Source organism: Kordiimonas lacus, from assembly GCF_001550055.1.
Classification (GTDB): domain Bacteria; phylum Pseudomonadota; class Alphaproteobacteria; order Sphingomonadales; family Kordiimonadaceae; genus Kordiimonas; species Kordiimonas lacus.
On the sequence record NZ_LRUA01000002.1, the window covers coordinates 427,719 to 443,667 of the forward strand.

The window sequence follows — 15,949 nt, forward strand, 5'->3', positions numbered from 1 at the left end:
TAAAATCCCCCTCACTAGGCGAAGCTGATTACCAACAGGGCAGTGACCGTCAGCAGGATCACCGACAGAACACGATAGTTGGCGTACCAGGGCGTGCCCTTGAGCGCCACCGTTTCCGCGCGGTATACGTCGGTCGTCCAGGTCAGGCCGTCAAGCTTGTCCGTGCCCGGCGCGGGCGACATCAGGCTGGCGACAATCAGGATCACCGTGCACAGCGCGCACAATATCGGCGCGGCATACAGGAAGTGGAGCGATGTTGCGCCGACCACTTCATTGGCTATGAAAAGGCCGACGCCTGCGATAGTGCCAACAAGGATGGTCCAGAAAGCGCCGGTGGCGTTGGCGCGGCGCCAGAAGGTGCCCACCAGGAACAGCACCACCACAGGCGGAATGCTGTAGGACAGGATCTTCTGCAGGTATTTGAACAAGGATCCGAAATTCTCGATCTGCGGCGCCCACAGGACCGACAGGATCATGAAGATGAAGGTCAGCCAGCGGCCGGTTTTCATCAGCTCCTGTCCAGTGGCTTCGGGGCGCGCGCGGCGGATGAAGTCCATCGTTACCAGCGTGGACGCAGAGTTTAGCGTGCTGTCGATCTGCGACATCAGCGCCGCAATAAAGCCTGCAATCACAAGGCCCAGAAGGCCGGTGGGTAACAGGTCAAACATCAGGGTTGGGTACACCAGGTCGGCGCGCTCAAGGTCCGGATACAGGAGGATCGCAAAGGTGCCCGGCAGCACCATGATGAACAGCACCGGCAGCTTCAGCGCGCCTGCAAACAGGCTGCCCAGCTGGCCGTGCTGTACCGATTTGGCGGAAAGCACCCGTTGCACCATGAACTGGTTGGTACACCAGAAATAGAAGCCGATCAGCGGTACGCCGGTTGCCAGCCCCAGCCAGGGCAGGCTGGTGTCATCCAGGGGGCGGATAAGGCTCAGCTTGTCTGCTGATACTGCCGCGGTGACAGCTTCCCAGCTGCCGATTTTGTCAAACGCCACGATGGAAATCACCACCGCGCCAATCAGCAGCAGGCCTGCCTGTATGGCGTCTGTGTACATGACGGCTGCAAGCCCGCCCATCATGGTATAGATGCCAGCCACGAGCGCGAGAATCGCGATGATCTGCCACACGGGCAAGGCGGGGAAAACCATTTTCACCACCAGCGCACCGGCGAACAGGCTGCCGGCGGTATCCACCACAATATTCAGGAAGATGGTCAGGCCGGAAAAATACAGCCGGGCACGGGCGTCAAAGCGGCGCTCCAGGAACTCGGGCATCGTGAATACGCCGGATTTCAACACAAAAGGCAGCAGGAAGATGGCGAAGAACACCAGGACAACAGCTGCCATCCATTCGTAGTTGAACACTGAAATGCCAGTGGCATAGGCGTCTCCCGCCAGCCCGATCAGCGTGGTAGAGGAAATATTGGACGCGAAAAGCGAAAGGCCGATGAAAGGCCAGACCATCTTGCGGCCAGCCAGGAAATAGTCGCCGGCGTCTTCATGCTTGCGGCCAAGCATAACCCCAAGCGTCAGTACAAAAACAAAATAGGCAGCCAGGATCGCCAGATCCACCGGATGCATCGAAACGCCAAAATCAGGCATTTGCCCCTCCCAGAATATGAAGCCCACCGGCTGCCGACCTTCCCGTTGGCATAGTATGGCGGTGGACAGGTTGCTTTTACCATAGCGTAAAAAATAAATTACGCAACCGGTTGCATAAAGTTCTTGCAACCGGTTGCACATGAGCGTATGACTCGAAGCTGTGGAAGGTGCATTGAGCTTTGGGAGGCTCTTTGCAGAGTTTTTGATTACAATGACCTGGGGAGGTTTATGATGAAGAAATATAGCCCTTACGGCTTGCTGGTTTCCACATCCGCCATGGTGATGGCGGCAGGTGCCCATGCTGCGGATGATGCAGCTGATGCGCAAAAACCAGCAGAGATGCCCCTTGAAGAAATCGTGGTAACAGCAGTTGCCAACTCAACATCGCAAATGATGTCCAGTGTATCTGTATCATCCGTCAGCCCCGACGAGATTCAGAAATATGCACCACGCTCGGCCGCGGAAATCTTCCGTAACATCCCGGGTGTACGGTCCGAATCGACAGGCGGTGAAGGCAATGCCAACATTGCTGTACGCGGTTTGCCGGTGGCGGCTGGCGGCGCCAAGTTCCTGCAGCTCCATGAAGACGGCCTGCCGGTCATGGAGTTTGGCGACATTGCGTTTGGTAACGCCGATATTTTCCTGCGCGCCGATTATTCCATCCGGAGAGTCGAGGCGGTTCGCGGTGGGTCGGCCTCCACATTCGTGTCCAACTCGCCAGGCGGGGTGATCAACTTCATCTCCAACACCGGTGAAGAAGAAGGCGGCAGCCTCGCGCTCACGCGCGGCCTTGACTATAACACCACGCGGGCGGACTTCGCCTATGGTGGCCCGATCGGCGATGACCTCCGTTTCCATGTTGCAGGCTTCTACCGCGTTGGCGAAGGCCCGCGCGAAGCTGGCTATAACGGCAACAAGGGCGGCCAGATCAAAGCCAATATCACCAAGGAATTCGAAAACGGCTTCGTACGCCTTTACTTCAAGCACCTGAATGACCGGTCCATTGGCTATCTGCCGATGCCCGTACTGGTTTCCGGCACCAATGCCGATCCGGAAATCGGCTCTGTTGAAGGGTTTGATGTGTCCGGCGATACGCCACACAGCCCCTTCTTTCAGAGCAACTTCGGGCTGGACGGCAATGGCGCGCGCCGCACGTCTGATGTAGCGGACGGCATGCACCCAGTCAGCACGGCTGTAGGCGGCGAATTCAACTTCGACTTCGAAGATGGTTGGAACATCACCAACAAGATCCGTGTGGCCAGCACCAAGGGCCGCTTCGTGTCGCCATTCCCGGCCCAGGTGGCGGACGCCTCCACCATCGCCGAATCCATCGGTGGAACGGGCGCGACGCTTGCCTATGCCAACGGCCCGTCTGCAGGCGAGGCGATCACAAGCCCCTCCAGCCTGAACGGCAACGGACTTGCCATGCGCATGCATGTGTTCGACACGGAAATCAACGATTTCGGCAATTTTGCCAATGATTTCAAAGTCACCAAATCCGTGGATATGGACAGTGGCGCGGCCATCGACCTGTCGGCCGGTTACTATAAATCCAGTCAGTCGATCGACATGGATTGGCTATGGAACAGCTATCTGATGGAAATCAAAGGTGATGCGGCAGCCCTTCTGGACGTGTTTGACGCAGACGGCAACGCAGTGACCGAGAACGGCCTTATCGCCTACGGCGTGCCTTTCTGGGGCAACTGTTGCACCCGCAATTATGACACGTCCTACGATATTGATGCGCCTTACGCGTCACTCAGCTACATGCAGGGCAACCTGACGGCTGATGTGTCCGTGCGCTATGACCGGGGCAGTGCGTCCGGCACCTATGCGGGCGCAGTGCAGATGGCCAACCTGGACGTCAACCAGGACGGCACCATCTCGGTGCCTGAGCAGAGCGTGTCGGCGGTGGATAACGCCAACCCGATGCCGGTCGATTATACCTGGAGCTACTGGTCCTGGTCTGTCGGCGCCAACTATGCCTTCAACGATGATCTCGCCGTCTTTGCCCGCGCCAGCCGCGGTGGCCGTGCCAATGCCGACCGCCTGCTGTTTGGCAAGGTGAATGCTGATGGGTCTGTCGCAGAGGAAGATGCGGTTGATATGGTTGACCAGTATGAGCTGGGCGTCAAATACCGTACCGGCAGCTTCGGCCTGTTTGCGACCGGCTTCTATGCCAAAACGCAGGAACAGAATTTCGAGGCCACGACCCAGACATTCTTCGACCGCACCTACAAGGCTAAAGGGCTGGAGCTTGAAGCCAGCTACTTCAATGGCCCGTTCGACCTGACGGCGGGGATCACCTATACGGACGCGGAAATCTCCAAGGACGCCCTCAATCCGACGGTTGTTGGCAACACACCGCGCCGGCAGGCTGATTTCATCTATCAGGCGACGGCCAGCTATACGGCCGACCGCTTCTTCTTCGGTGCCAACATGATCGGCACCACCAAGGCCTATGCGCAGGACAGCAACGAGCTGGTTATGCCCGGCTATGCGCAGGTCAACGCATTCGCGGGTTATCAGATTGTCGACGGGCTGACACTCAGCCTCAATGTCAACAACCTGTTTGACGCCGTGGGCCTGACGGAATCCGAAGAAGGATCCATCGTCGAAGGCGTGGACAATGTGATCCGTGCGCGGTCCATCAATGGACGCACCACGACGCTGACACTGAAGTACGTCTTCTAGGCGCTCATGTGAGCCCAAGTACGCCTGTGCCATGTTTCTTCCATCCCTTATCGGCATGGCACAGGTTTTCCCTTGGTGCGGCTCTGTCCCCCCAAATCCATACACAGGGCCGCACCGCCCCTTTTTGTTAATTGAGTTTTGATGCAAATGAGCAAACAGACCGCACATACCCATGGTGACCCCTGCTTTGATGGCCGTATGGCCCGGTTCGGCGGTGATCTGCACGCGGCGCTGACGGCCCTTTACGGCAAGCGCACCGATTTCGCGGATTGGCATCAGCGGCTGATCGACCTTGTATGGCGGGCATATGATGCGAGGCCCCAGCACCTGAAGGCGCTGGATGAAGCGCGGGCAGCTGCCGACACGCCCTGGTATCAGGACGCGAAGATGCTGGGCTATATGTGCTACCCGGACCGGTTCGCGGGCGATTTTGGCGGCGTGAAGCAGAAGATCCCCTACCTTCAGGAACTGGGGGTCACCTATTTGCACCTGCTGTCCGTGCTGAAGGCGCGGAAGGGCGACAGCGACGGTGGTTTCGCCATCGCGGATTATCTTTCGACCAACGACAATCTGGGCAGTATCGATGATCTGGAAGGCCTGATCAGCGACCTGCGGGATGCGGGCATCAGCCTGTGCCTCGATTTCGTGTTCAACCACACAGCGCGGGAACACGAATGGGCCCAGCGCGCCATCGCCGGTGAAAAGGCATTCCAGGATTTCTATTTCATGTATCCCGACCGCACGGTGCCGGATCAGGTTGAGCCGCTTCTTGATGAAGTGTTCCCTCAGACGGCGCCCGGCAATTTCACCTATGTGGAGGACGCAGAAAAATGGGTCTGGACAACCTTCTATCCCTATCAGTGGGACCTGAATTACCATAACCCGGCGGTCCTGTTGGCGATGCTGGATAACCTGTTTCAACTGGCGAACCGGGGTGTTGAAATCTTCCGCCTGGACGCCGCCATCTATGTCTGGAAACAGCTCGGGACCCATTGCCGCAACCTGCCGGAAACCCATGTGCTGATCCAGTTGTTCCGCGCCGCAGTCTCCATCGTGGCGCCAGGCGTGGCGCTGAAGGCGGAAGCCATGGCCGGGGCGCGGCACATCACCAAATATTTTGGCCATGCGGACCAGGCAGGCAAGGAATGCCAGCTCGCGTACCATAACGCCGCGATGGCGGCGCTGTGGGACAGCCTGGCGACAGGCAGTGCGAAACCGGCTTACGATATGCTGTCGGCCCTGCCGGAAAAACCGGAGGGCACTTCATGGGTCTATTATGCCCGCTGCCACGATGATATCGGCTGGGCGGCGCTCAGGGACACCAAAGGCGCCGAATGGGGCGCGAGTGACGAGCACTTGAATTGGCTGTGGCGCTTCTATGCGGGCGAGGTGGACGGCAGCTTCGCGCGCGGCCGCAGGTTCCAGCCGGTGCCGGGCGAGGCGTTCGCTGGCAGCAACGGCACGCTGGCATCGCTCGCGGGGCTTGAGGCGGCGCTTGAGGCAGGCGACGACATAGCGCTCGATCTTGCCGTTCGCCGAATCCTGCTTCTCCATGCCGTTCCCATGGCGCTCGACGGTATCCCACTCATCTATATGGGCGACGAACTGGCGCTCTTGAACGATTATGGCCACGCCGACAGTCCGGCGCACCAAGACGGCCGCTGGCTACACCGTCCGGTGATGCCGGACGGGCTTGAAGGCTTTACCCCTGTTCACCAAAGCGCCTATGCGCGGGTGCGCGCCGGGCTCCGGTCTCTCATCAAGGCGCGCAAGCATTTGCCGCTTCTGGGGGCGATGAACAGCTCGCGCTACCTTGACGCTGGCAACGACCATGTGCTGGCATTCGTCCGCCCTGCGAAAGATGAGGTCATGCTGTGTCTTGCAAATTTCAGCGCCAGCGAACAGTCTGTGGATGCGGGCGTCATTGAAGAAGTGCTTGGGGCCGGGGCGCGGGATATCAGCCCCTTGAACGGCATCTGCGGGCGGCGCCTTAATGAATTGGGTCCGTACCAGTGCCGCTGGATACTGGGTGAGAAGACGGAGTAGGGGATGAGCAAGCTGATTGGCGCGGTTGAAGCCGGGGGCACCAAATTTATCTGTGCAGTCGGTCGGGGGCACGATGATATCATCGCCCAGGCCACGTTCCCGACCACCACGCCCGAGGAAACGCTGGACCTGTGCGCCCACTTTTTTGCCGACACCGCTGCGACGCACGGACCGGTAGAGCGCCTTGGTATTGCTGCTTTCGGCCCACTTGACCTGGACCCGGCCTCTGCCACCTATGGTGCGCTTCTGGATACACCCAAGCCGGGCTGGGCTGGTACCAATTTCATAGACTATTTCAAGCAGCATCGGGGCATGCCCACAGTGCTGGATACTGACGTGAACGGCGCTGTTCTGGCTGAAGTGCGATGGGGCCATGCGCGCGGCTGCGACAGCGCCGTTTACGTGACAGTTGGCACCGGCATTGGCGGTGGTGCCTTTGTGAATGGCAAGTTGGTGCACGGCCTGCTGCACCCGGAAATCGGCCATATCCCCATGCCGCGTGCGCCGGGTGATGAAGCCTTTGCGGGGGTTTGCCCCTTCCACGATGACTGCCTTGAAGGGCTGGCCGCAGGCCCGGCAATCGCAGAACGTTGGGGTGTGCCGGGTCAGGACCTGCCCGAAGGCCATAAGGCCTGGGAATTTGAGGCCTTTTACCTGGCGCAGATGTGCCGGTCCATCACCCTGATGCTGTCCCCGCAGAAGATCGTCCTTGGTGGTGGCGTGATGGCACGCCCCGGGCTAATTGAGGCAGTGCGGCAGGAGTTTGCCAAAGCACTTGCCAGCTACGTGCCGGTCGCTGCGCGCGCAGGCGGGCTGGATAGTTACATCGTGCCGCAATCCCTTGGCGGTGTTTCGGGGTTGGCTGGGGCGTTCGCGCTTTGCTCCTAGCCCTCACCGGCATGGGAGCCGGGGGGGCGGAACATTGCCTTGAAGCCCGCTTCGGGCCAAAAGCGGATGTTAGCGATAGTATCGCTGCAGATCGTCTTTATATTCTGCAACTGCGTTGGCTGCCAGCCCCACAGCTTCGCCGATTGCCACGAGGGCTGGCGCATCGCCTAGCTCAGGTGGAGAAGCCAGAAAACTGCCCAAAGATCCAGCCTTCCTGTCGCTGGTTGTGCGCCCGGCGTCAGAGACGACCGCAATGGGCATTGTCGAGTTGATGCCTGCGTCACGCATGGCAGCCAAAGTGGCTTCAAGCCCGGCTTTGGCCATATAGAGAACAATGGTTCCGCCCTGCAGTAAGGCGTCCCAGTTTGCCTTGTCTGCCGGCAATGACTTGTTTGTGGCAGCTGTCATGAAGGTGGTGCGCCGGGCGACACCACGGTGGGTCAGGGGGAAGCCATATTCAGCTGCCGCGACCGAAGCTGCGGTCACGCCGGGGATTACCGTTACCGGGATATCGGCTTCCTGAAGATGGAACAGCTCCTCGCCGCCCCGCCCGAAAATGAACGGGTCACCACATTTGAGGCGCACGACCTGCTTGCCCTGACGGGCGAAATTTTCCAGCGTTTTGTTGATGAAGTCCTGGGTGGTGGAATGTTTGCCGCATCTTTTGCCTACTGCCATGATGCGCGCATCGCGCCGGGCGTGGCGCAACAGGGCTGGATCCAGCAGCGCGTCATGCAGGATGACATCGGCTTCTTCAAGCGCGCGCAGGCCCCTGAGGGTGATCATATCCGCGGCACCCGCCCCGGCGCCAACCAGCGTCACATGGCCTGCCGGCGGCGCGGCCGTCATGGCCTGTTCGATCAGTGTGTCGGCGCGGCTCGTGGCAAGAGACCGAATGGCGCTCATTGAGAACAGCGTGTTCCAGAAACTTTTCTGGCGCGCCGGGGACATGGTGGCCTGAACATGCGCGCGCATGTCCGCGGCCTTTTGGGCCAGGTCGCCGAGGGAAGCGGGCATTAGGCGGTCCAGCATCTGGCGGAGCGTGCGCGCAAGCGCAGGCGCCGCACCGCCGGTTGAAATGGCCACCTGTATTGGCCCGCGCCTGACAACGGCAGGTGTAAAATAGTCGCAGGCGTCAGGCTGGTCGACGCTGTTGAGCAGGATGTTCCGCTTGTCGGCCTCACGGCGTAGGAGGGCGGTGCCGTCAGCATATTCACCACTGTCGATCGCCAGGGTGATGCCGTCGCAGTGATGGGGTGCCAGCGGCCCGGCTTCCAGCGCGATCCTGCCGGCCTTTGCCAGGTCAGTGACTCCTGGAAGGGGTGCGGGGTCAATCACCCTAATTTGGGCGCCGGTGTCCAGAAGTGGCGTCAGTTTTGCCAGTGCAATGGGGCCGCCGCCCAGGATCAGGCAGGTGCGCCCTTTCAGTTTCAGTGAGACTGGAAACAGGGGTTCAGGCTGCATCGACTGTCTCCTTTTCTTTTTTTGGGGTGGGCAGTAAGGCTTTCAGTTCCGGGATGCAGGACCCGCACCCGGTACCGGCCGCCGTTGTTCGCCCGATGGCGTCCACGCTGCAGAGGCCCTGTGCCTTGACGGCCTCGGCAATTTGCTTGCGGCCAACCTGATAGCAGGAACAAACGATGGGGCCTTTGTCGAACTGCATGCCCCGGCTGCGCCCGGCCAGCAGCAGTTGGCGGTCTCTGTCGTCAAGCGGGCCCGTGAACAAGGAGCTGAGCCAGTCGATATTCACGCCGCAAAGGTCCTCGCCCGCGAACAAAAGGGTGTCCAGCTGTCCGTCGCGGATAAAGGCCAGTCGGAGGCTGCCAGTACCGGCATCCCCCATTTCAAGCCACTCATCCGCGCCCTCAAGTAGTGTGTCCTGCAGGGCCGCGATCTGAGCAAAGCTTTTGCCTGCCAGTCGGGTGAGCAGGCAGCTTTCGAGTTTTGTTCTGCTCCAATATTCTGATGGAACAGTTAGGGCGGAACGGCTGAACAGCAACCCCTTCCAGGCCATCTGCAACGCCTGGACGCGAACTGGCGTTGCCTTGAAGGCAGGCTGGGCGGAATGGGGGTCCACAATCGGCGCGATCAGGCTGCCGGTGCGCGCATCTGCGGCACATTGGTCGTTCCAGTGCATGGGCAGGAACACTTCGCCGGGTGCCTGGTCAGTCGTGATCCGGGCGCGGACAGTGGCGCTGCCGCGATCGTTCCTGACCGAGACGAAAGCTTTATCCGCGATAGCCAGCCGGGCGGCATCCCTGGGGTGGATGTCCAGCAATGGTTCGGCGCGGTGGCCGGTCAATTTATGGGCCAGGCCCGTGCGTGTCATGGTGTGCCACTGGTCGCGGTAGCGCCCGGTATTCAGCAAAAGGGTTCCGTCTGCACCCTTTTTCACGGGCTGCTGATGGCGCACGGCAATCATGCGTGCTTTTCGGTTCGGTGTTGGGAAGATGCCATCAGCAAACAGCCGTTTTTGGGGTGCCTCGGCTCCCTTGGGGAAGGGCCATTTTGTTGGCGCGAGTGTTTCATAGTCCACGCTGTTGATGTCTGCGAACGCCCCAAGGTCAAGCGGGCGGCTGCCACCATTCTCAAACGCAGTCAGCGCGGCATGCTCGCGGAAGATCTGCACCGGGTGCGTGTAAGGGAATGCTTCACCCCACCCCATGGCCTGGGCTACAGCGGTCATGATCTGCCAGTCGGCCCGGGCCTCACCCACCGGTGCGCTGAAGCCGCGCTGGCGGCTGATCGTGCGGTCGGAATTCGTAACGGTGCCGTCTTTTTCGGACCAGCCCTGCGCGGGCAGGCGAATGTGGGCATATTTCTGTGTGTCGGTGCCTGCCACGCAGTCGGACACGATAACGGTGGGGCAGCGGCTGAGCGCTTTGCGTACCTTGCCCGCGTTCGGCATGCTGACGGCCGGGTTGGTGGCCATGATCCACACAGCCTTGATGCGGCCGTCATGGATGGCGTCGAACATATCAACCGCGCGGCGGCCGGGTTTTGTGGCCATGTTGGGGGCATCCCAGAAGCGGGCGACACGGTCGGTCGCCTCTGGCGTGAAATCCATGTGGGCCGCCAGCATGTTGGCAAGCCCACCCACTTCGCGGCCACCCATGGCGTTGGGTTGGCCGGTCATGGAGAAGGGGCCCATGCCTGGCCTGCCGATACGGTCGGTGGCCAGATGGCAGTTGACGATGGCATTGACGCGGTCCGTGCCGTCTTTTGCCTGGTTCACACCCATGGAATAAAGCGTGACGACCTTTTCCGTTTTGGCGAACAGGTCAAAGAACGCGTTGATTTCTTCTTTAATGCCACGCTCTTGCGCAGCAACAGTCAGTTTTTCAAGGTCGGCTTTGGCCGCCTCAATGGCCTCAACATACCCGTCAACATGGTTGTCGGAATAGGCGGTGGGGGCAGCGCCGGTGGCATCAAGGTGTGCCAGTAGACCACCGAACAAAAGCGTGTCGCCGCCCGGCATGATCGGGATATGCAGGTCTGCAATGTCGCAGGTTTCGGTACGGCGCGGGTCAATCACCACAATTTTGGTGCCGCGCTTTTCCTTGGCTGCTTTCAGGCGTTGGAACAGCACCGGGTGGCACCAGGCCAGGTTGGAGCCCGTGAGGACAACCAGGTCGGCCTCATCGAAGTCCGTATAGTCGCCGGGTACGATATCGGCGCCGAAGGCCCGCTTGTGGCCCGCAACCGCCGACGACATGCAAAGCCGGGAGTTGGTATCGATATTGCCGCTGCCGATAAAGCCTTTCATCAGCTTGTTGGCGACATAATAATCTTCGGTCAGCAACTGGCCTGACACATAGAAGGCTACGGCGTCTGGCCCAAACTCATCGATGGTGGCCTTGAGGCGGCTGGCTACCGCCTCAACGGCTGTGGGCCAGGGCACCTCAGAACCGTCAACGATGGGGGCCTTGAGGCGGCTTTCGCTGTCAAGGGTGTCCCCGAGCGCCAACCCTTTCGAGCAAAGTCGCCCGGCATTGGCTGGGTGTTCGGGGTCTCCCTTGATTTCCAGTCGGTCACCACCGAAGACCGCCTGCACACCGCAGCCGACGCCGCAATAGGCGCAAGTTGTGGTGCGTGTGGTCATGCGGCGGCTCCTTCAAGGGCGGGCAGGGCGACATAAACCTTGCCGTCTTCACCAACGGTTACTTTAAGCGCGTGGGTGCAGCCTTCGTCTGCGCCCATGGCCTGGCCGGTCTTCAGGTCAATCACCCAATTGTGGAGCGGACATGTCACCGAATGGCCATGCACAATGCCTTCCGACAGAGGGCCTTTCTTGTGCGGGCATTCGTTCCTGAGCGCGAAAACCGAGCCGTCAGACGTGCGGAACAGGGCCACTTCAAAGGCCGCAGTGGGCACGCGGCGCGCGCCTTTTTCCGGGATGTCGTCCAGGTGACAGACAAGGGTAGGGGAGGTGTCTTGTGCCATGGTCCTTACTCCACTGTCGCAAGTTGTTTGGGGGAGGGCAGCGCCTGAAATTCATGCGCATCCACGCCTTTTGCCCGTTCGGCCCAGGGGTCAACCTGTGCGCCTTCCTGGCTCTTGAGGAAGCGGTCCCTGAGTTCAAGGCGCTCTTCGTCTGAACGCATCAGGCGGTCCTGGACATACTCAAGCCCCACCCGTTCGATCCAGGGTGCGGTGCGTTCCAGATACCGCGCTTCTTCGCGGTACAATTGGACGAAGGCCATGGCGTATTCGATGGCTTCCTCTTCGGTCGCGACCTTGGTGAGTAGGTCTGTGGCGCGCACATGGATGCCGCCGTTGCCGCCTACATGCAGCTCGTAGCCGCTGTCGACGCACACGACCCCGAAGTCCTTGATGGTGGCTTCGGCGCAGTTCCGAGGGCAGCCCGAAACCGCCATCTTGAACTTGTGCGGCATCCAGCTGCCCCAGGTTTCTTCCTCAAGCTTGACGCCAAGACCGGTGCTGTCCTGCGTGCCGAAGCGGCACCAGTCAGACCCCACGCAGGTTTTTACTGTGCGCAGGCTTTTGCCGTAAGCGTGGCCGGAAACCATGCCGGCAGCACCCAGGTCGGCCCAGACGGCCGGAAGGTCATCCTTCTTCACGCCGAACAGGTCGATCCGCTGGCCGCCGGTTACCTTGACGGTCGGGATGTCGAACTTGTCGACAACATCGGCGATGGCCCTGAGTTCCTTGGCTGACGTCAACCCACCCCACATGCGCGGCACGACAGAATAGGTGCCGTCCTTCTGAATGTTGGCGTGGACGCGTTCGTTGATGAAGCGCGAGCGCGCGTCATCCACATATTCGCCCGGCCATGCGCTCAGGAGATAATAGTTCACCGCAGGGCGGCAGCTTGAACAGCCATCAGGCGTTGTCCATTCCAGTGCCTGATAGAGGTCAGGGATGGTCTTCAGTTCCTTGGCCTTGATCAGGCGGCGGACATCGTCGTGCGGCAGGTGGGTACAGCCGCACATGGGCTTTGGCCCATCGTCTGCGACAAATTCGTCCCCCAGCGTGAAGCCGATCAATCGCTCCACAAGCCCCGTGCAGGAGCCGCAGGAAGCAGACGCCTTGGTACAGGTTTTCACCTCATCCAGTGATGTCAGGCCTTCGCCTTTGATCGCGCTTACGATATCTCCTTTCGAGACACCGTTGCAGCCGCAAATCTCTGCGTCATCGCTGAGGGCGGCCACTGCCTTAAAAGGGTCGGCGGCCTGGCCCTCCTCGAACCCCTGGCCGAAGATCATGGTTGACCGGACGTCTGAGATGTCCGCTTCGTCCTTGAGGAGCTGGAAGTACCAGGGGCCGTCGGCCGTGTCGCCATAGAGGACGGTGCCGATAACTTTGTTGTCACGAATGCAGACACGCTTGTAGACGCCGCGTGCCGCATCGCGGAAGACGATGTCTTCCACATCCTTGCCACCCTGGAAGTCGCCTGCAGAGAACAGGTCGATACCTGTGACCTTCAGTTTGGTCGACAGCACAGAGCCTGTGTAACCCGGGTTTTCAATGCCCGCCAGCTTGTCCGCCAGGACCTTGGCCATGTCCCAGATGGGGGCCACAAGGCCGTAGCATAGGCCGCGGTGTTCCACGCATTCACCAACCGAGAGGATATCCGGATCACTGGTGACCATATGGTCATCCACCTTGATGCCGCGCCCGGTCTCGATGCCGTGGGATTTCGCCAGCCACGTGTTGGGGCGAATGCCAACGGCCATAACAACAAGGTCTGCGTCGAAGGAGCGACCATCCTTGAGCTTCACGGCTTCGACGCGCTCTTCGCCCAGGATCTCGGCGGTGTCGGCGCCGGTCACAACATGGATGTCGCGTTGGCCCAGCTCGTTCTTCAAGAGGTTGCCTGCGGCGCTATCAAGCTGCCGTTCCATCAGGTGGTCGGCCAAGTGTAGCACAGTCACGCGCATGCCCAGGGTCGAAAGGCCGTAAGCAGCTTCAAGCCCCAAAAGACCGCCGCCGATGACAACCGCATTCTGCCGGGTTTTTGACGCGCTGATCATATGGTCCACATCGCCCATGTCGCGGAAGGTGATGACGCCTTCCTTGGTATGGCCAGGCACGGGGATGATGATGGGCTCCGAACCGGTGGCGAGCAGAAGCTTGTCATATTCAAGCTCACGGCCGCGCCCTGAAATCACGGTCTTCTTGGCAGGGTTGATGCCGACAATGGGGTCGCCAGCCCGAAGTGTGATGTTATTGGCTTCATACCAGTCCCAATCATTGAGGATGATATCTTCAAAGGCTTTCTCGCCCGCCAGCAGCGGTGAGAGCATGATGCGGTTATAATTAAGTCTGGGCTCAGACCCGAAGACAGTGATGTCATACTTGTCTGGTGCCCGTTTGAGGAGTTCCTCAAGGGTGCGCATGCCGGCCATTCCATTACCGACAACTACTAATTTTTCCTTCATTTCTCTTCCCTAGAAAATGTGTTTGCCCTTTGGATAGCAAGGGGTGTGCCAGTTGTGTCAATTGGAAATAAATATAATAATAACAATGAGTTAGAAAGTTTCGTGAGTGGGAGGGGTCTCTTTGCGGGCTCAGAAAATGATCAATAAATAATCAATGGTTAAATATTATGCATTAAATAGCAGTGGTTCTGACCCACTTTGAAAGCAGATTTCATCTAAGTTTTTGTTTTAATTGATTTAAATATTATGGCCATCGTTTGGCACATGCCTTGCTGATAGGGGCTGCGTACTCAAAACGCATTGCTCAAGTAAGGAACCCTCTCCATGTCCAATTCATCCTCGTCAGGGCTGAACTTATTGTCCTTCAGCGGTAAGACCAAGGTGCTCCACCTCACCTGGTTTGCTTTCTTTTTGTCCTTTGCTGTCTGGTTCAACCACGCCCCATTGATGGCGTCTATCCGGGATACGTTCGGCCTTTCGGACCAGGAGGTGAAAACCCTTTTGATCCTCAATGTGGCGTTGACGATCCCGGCGCGTATCGTCATTGGCATGCTGGTTGACCAGTTCGGTCCACGTCTCGTTTATGCACTTCTGCTGGTGATATCAGGTGTGCTGTGTCTGTTGTTTGCCACGGCCGACAGTTTCGAGACGCTGGCGCTTTTCCGTTTCCTGCTGGGTTTTGTTGGTGCCGGTTTCGTGATTGGTATCCGTCTGATCAGCGAATGGTTCCCGGCCAAGCAATTGGGTGTGGCCGAGGGCATCTATGGCGGCTGGGGTAACTTTGGTTCCGCGGCTGCGGCTCTTAGCTTGCCGTCGATTGCACTTCTGTTCGGTGGGCCTGAGGGCTGGCGTTACGCTGTGGGTCTGACGGGCGTGATTGCCATGGCCTATGCTTTCGTTTTCTACCGCTCTGTGCGCAACACGCCTAAAGGGTCTACCTACTTCAAGCCGAAGAAGGCTGGCGCGATGGAAGTGACCAGCTATGGTGATCTGGCGCTTTATATTTTCATGAAAGCGCCGCTTCTGGCAGCGCTGGCACTGCTGGCCTGGAAGCTGGGCCCAGCCAACCTGTCGGTCCTGAGCTTCGGGGTAACCACCGCCATCTATGCGGTGCTGGCAGGGCTTTATGCCTATCAGGTGTTTTACATCCTCAAGATCAACCTTCCTGCGCTCAAGAAGCCGATCGCGGACATTCACAAATATGAATTCCGGCAGGTGGCAGTACTGGACCTTGCCTATCTGGTGACCTTCGGTTCCGAACTGGCCGTTGTGTCCATGTTGCCGCTGTTTTTCATGGATACGTTCGAGATGTCGGCCGTGGCAGCCGGGGCCGTTGGCGCCAGCTTTGCCTTCATGAACCTGCTGGCCCGCCCTGTTGGGGGCCTGTTCAGCGACAAATTCGGGCGCAAGAAGATGCTGGTGCTTCTGCTTGGTGGTTTGTCGTTCGGCTATTTCGGCATGTCGCAGATTGACGCTACCTGGTTCTTGCCGCTAGCCGTTGTCATGACTATGACCTGTTCGTTCTTCGTGCAGGCTGGCGAAGGCGCGGTGTTTGCTGCAGTCCCTCTGATCAAGCGACGCCTGACCGGTCAAATTGCTGGTATGGTTGGTGCCTATGGCAACATCGGCGGCGTGACATTTCTGACCGTGTTGTCATTTGTATCACCGCAGATATTCTTCCTGGTGATTGCGGCGGCAGCGGTGCTGACCCTGGTTATCACCCAACTGTTCATGCGTGAGCCGGCTGGTACCATGGCAGAAGTGTTGCCGGATGGTACCGTGCAGATGATCGAAGTGGCCTAAATCACATGACGT

9 protein-coding genes are annotated in these 15,949 nt (G+C 59.2%); 4 read left to right on the plus strand and 5 right to left on the minus strand.

Annotation, left to right across the window (positions count from 1 at the left end; all coding sequences use genetic code 11):
• Positions 1-14 precede the first annotated feature (14 nt).
• Positions 15-1,604 (minus strand): sodium:solute symporter, encoded by a 1,590-nt coding sequence (locus KORLAC_RS03125; protein WP_068302802.1) that lies wholly within the window; start codon positions 1,602-1,604, stop codon positions 15-17.
• A gap of 231 nt (positions 1,605-1,835) precedes the next feature.
• Between KORLAC_RS03125 and KORLAC_RS03130 the strand changes: the two genes are divergently transcribed.
• The 3 genes from KORLAC_RS03130 to KORLAC_RS03140 all read left to right on the plus strand — a co-directional run bounded on the left by KORLAC_RS03130 (position 1,836) and on the right by KORLAC_RS03140 (position 7,232).
• Positions 1,836-4,298 carry a TonB-dependent receptor gene (locus KORLAC_RS03130; RefSeq protein ID WP_068303162.1) on the plus strand — a complete coding sequence of 821 codons (2,463 nt, stop codon included), beginning with the start codon at positions 1,836-1,838 and terminating at the stop codon, positions 4,296-4,298.
• A gap of 147 nt (positions 4,299-4,445) precedes the next feature.
• Positions 4,446-6,344 carry an alpha-amylase family glycosyl hydrolase gene (locus tag KORLAC_RS03135; protein ID WP_160328586.1) on the plus strand — a complete coding sequence of 633 codons (1,899 nt, stop codon included), beginning with the start codon at positions 4,446-4,448 and terminating at the stop codon, positions 6,342-6,344.
• Between the two features lie 3 nt (positions 6,345-6,347).
• Positions 6,348-7,232: an ROK family protein gene (locus KORLAC_RS03140; RefSeq protein ID WP_068302808.1), complete on the plus strand. Its 885-nt coding sequence runs from the start codon at positions 6,348-6,350 to the stop codon at positions 7,230-7,232.
• A gap of 69 nt (positions 7,233-7,301) precedes the next feature.
• Here KORLAC_RS03140 and cysG read toward each other — a convergent pair whose 3' ends face one another.
• Genes cysG through nirB form a run of 4 tightly spaced genes read right to left on the minus strand, consistent with a single transcriptional unit; the run spans position 7,302 to position 14,134 of the window.
• Positions 7,302-8,696 carry a siroheme synthase CysG gene (gene cysG / locus KORLAC_RS03145; protein WP_068302811.1) on the minus strand — a complete coding sequence of 465 codons (1,395 nt, stop codon included), beginning with the start codon at positions 8,694-8,696 and terminating at the stop codon, positions 7,302-7,304.
• Positions 8,686-11,334 carry a nitrate reductase gene (locus tag KORLAC_RS03150; RefSeq protein ID WP_068302814.1) on the minus strand — a complete coding sequence of 883 codons (2,649 nt, stop codon included), beginning with the start codon at positions 11,332-11,334 and terminating at the stop codon, positions 8,686-8,688. Before KORLAC_RS03150 ends, cysG begins: the two co-directional genes overlap by 11 nt.
• Positions 11,331-11,675 (minus strand): nitrite reductase small subunit NirD, encoded by a 345-nt coding sequence (gene nirD, locus KORLAC_RS03155; protein ID WP_068302819.1) that lies wholly within the window; start codon positions 11,673-11,675, stop codon positions 11,331-11,333. The genes KORLAC_RS03150 and nirD overlap by 4 nt, the downstream gene beginning before the upstream one ends.
• Before the next feature lie 5 nt (positions 11,676-11,680).
• Positions 11,681-14,134: a nitrite reductase large subunit NirB gene (nirB, locus tag KORLAC_RS03160; protein ID WP_068302820.1), complete on the minus strand. Its 2,454-nt coding sequence runs from the start codon at positions 14,132-14,134 to the stop codon at positions 11,681-11,683.
• Between the two features lie 324 nt (positions 14,135-14,458).
• Between nirB and KORLAC_RS03165 the strand changes: the two genes are divergently transcribed.
• Positions 14,459-15,937 carry a NarK family nitrate/nitrite MFS transporter gene (locus KORLAC_RS03165; protein ID WP_068302821.1) on the plus strand — a complete coding sequence of 493 codons (1,479 nt, stop codon included), beginning with the start codon at positions 14,459-14,461 and terminating at the stop codon, positions 15,935-15,937.
• Positions 15,938-15,949 lie beyond the last annotated feature (12 nt).